Origin of the sequence: Azoarcus taiwanensis, from assembly GCF_012910885.1 — a bacterium.
GTDB classification, from domain to species: domain Bacteria; phylum Pseudomonadota; class Gammaproteobacteria; order Burkholderiales; family Rhodocyclaceae; genus Azoarcus_F; species Azoarcus_F taiwanensis.
In genome coordinates this window covers 1-1,868 of sequence record NZ_WTVM01000251.1, presented here as the reverse complement: position 1 = coordinate 1,868, position 1,868 = coordinate 1, and the positions used below count along the sequence as shown (strand labels likewise).

Below are 1,868 nucleotides of genomic sequence, written 5' to 3'. Positions count from 1 at the left end.
TGTTGACGGCCATCCAGAATTGACCCACTTGCCGGGGTAATTTGCATCGAAATTTGACCCACCTTTGATTGACTACCCTGCTGTGTTTTGGGCGGGGGATCGAGGAGTGATCAAAGTGGGCATGTTGGCCAAGATCAGGCGGATGCATTTCCGCGACCACTTGCCGCTGCGCGAGATCGCGCGGCAAACCGGGCTTTCCCGGAACACCATTCGCAACTGGCTGCGGCACAAGGATGTTGTCGAGCCGCAGTACAAGCGGCGCGAGGCCAGAAGCGTCGTCGATCCGTGGGCAGAGCAACTCGGGCAGTGGCTCAGGACGGACGGGCATCGGCCAAAGCGCGATCGGCGCACGGCGCGGGCGATGTTCGAGGCGATCCGCGCGCAAGGCTACACGGGCAGCTACAACCGGGTGTGCGCCTTCATCAAGCGCTGGCGAAGGCAAGAATCGGGCAAGCCGGGCCCCGCGTACGTGCCGCTGAGCTTTGCGCTGGGCGAAGCCTTCCAGTTCGACTGGAGCACGGAGTACGCCTTCATCGGCGGTCTGCGCCGAAAGCTCGATGTTGCGCACACCAAGCTGTGTGCGAGCCGCGCCTTCTGGCTCACTGCGTACCCGACGCAAAGCCACGAGATGTTGTTCGACGCGCATGCGCGCGCCTTTGCTGCCTTTGGCGGCGTGCCGCGGCGCGGCATCTACGACAATATGAAGACGGCCGTCGACAAGGTCGGTCGGGGCAAGGCGCGCGACATCAATCCGCGCTTCTTTGCCATGTGCGGCCATTACCTGTTCGAGCCGGATTTCTGTAACCGGGCCGCCGGCTGGGAGAAGGGGCGTGTCGAGAAGAACGTGCAGGATCGGCGTCGCCAGATTTGGCAGCACGCGAGCGAGCGGCGCTGGAAGGATCTGGACGAACTGAACGCCTGGCTCGGTGAGCAGTGCCGGCAGGCATGGGCCGACATGGCCAACCCGGAATGGCCGGCGCTGACAATCGCCGAGCTGCTGCAGGATGAGTTGATGCAGATGCTGCCCAACCCGCAGCCCTTCGACGGTTATGTCGAGAAACCGGTCCGGGTCACCAGCACGGCGCTCATCCACTTCCAGCGCAACCGCTACAGTGTGCCGGCCGAACACGCCCACGCGGTGCTGAGCCTGCGCATCTACCCGAGCCAGTTGCGGTTGGTCGCCGACGCAGGCGAGGTTGCGTGCCATGCACGCAGCTTCGAGCGCGATCAGACCTTCTACGACTTCACCCACTACATCGGTGTGGTCGATCGCAAGCCGGGCGCGCTCAGAAACGGCGCACCGTTTGCCCAGATGCCCGAGCCGCTGCTTCGCCTGCAGCGTCATCTGCTCAAACAGGCCGGTGGCGACCGCGTCATGGCCGATGTGCTCGGCGCCATCCCGCGTCACGGACTGGAGGCCGTGCTGGTGGCGGTCGAACTCGCGCTCGAGTCCGGCCGTCCCAGCGGCGAGCATGTGATGAACGTGCTCGCCCGGCTCAAATCCGGAATGCCACCGGCCACGCCCGTTGCCACCACGCTCACGGTGCGCGAGCAACCCCAGCCCGATGTGCATCGCTACGATCGTCTGCGTGCGGAGGCCCGACATGTCGATTGAACTGATCGGACGCCTCAAGGCGCTCAAGCTCCATGGCATGGCACAGTGCTGGCCGGAACTCGTGGCCAAGGCGCATCACAGTGATCTGCCCCCGGAGCAATGGATGGGGGAACTCCTGGCCGCTGAGAGCGCGGAGCGCGAAGTGCGCTCGATCGCCTACCAGATGAGCGCAGCGCGCTTCCCCGCGCATCGGGATCTGGCCGGTTTCGACTTCACGCAGGCGCGAGCCGATGAGGCGTTGGTACGTCGGCTG

The 1,868-nt window shown here is 64.8% G+C and carries 2 protein-coding genes; both read left to right on the top strand.

The annotated features are described in order from the left end of the window. Positions 1 to 115 precede the first annotated feature (115 nt). The gene (istA, locus tag GPA21_RS20085) at positions 116 to 1,615 is read left to right on the top strand and encodes an IS21 family transposase (protein ID WP_168989831.1); all 1,500 of its coding nucleotides are present in this window, start codon (positions 116 to 118) and stop codon (positions 1,613 to 1,615) included. Further along, positions 1,605 to 1,868, top strand: a 264-nt coding sequence (locus tag GPA21_RS20080) for an ATP-binding protein (RefSeq protein WP_246262079.1), incomplete at its 3' end; no start/stop codon positions are given. The genes istA and GPA21_RS20080, both read left to right, overlap by 11 nt.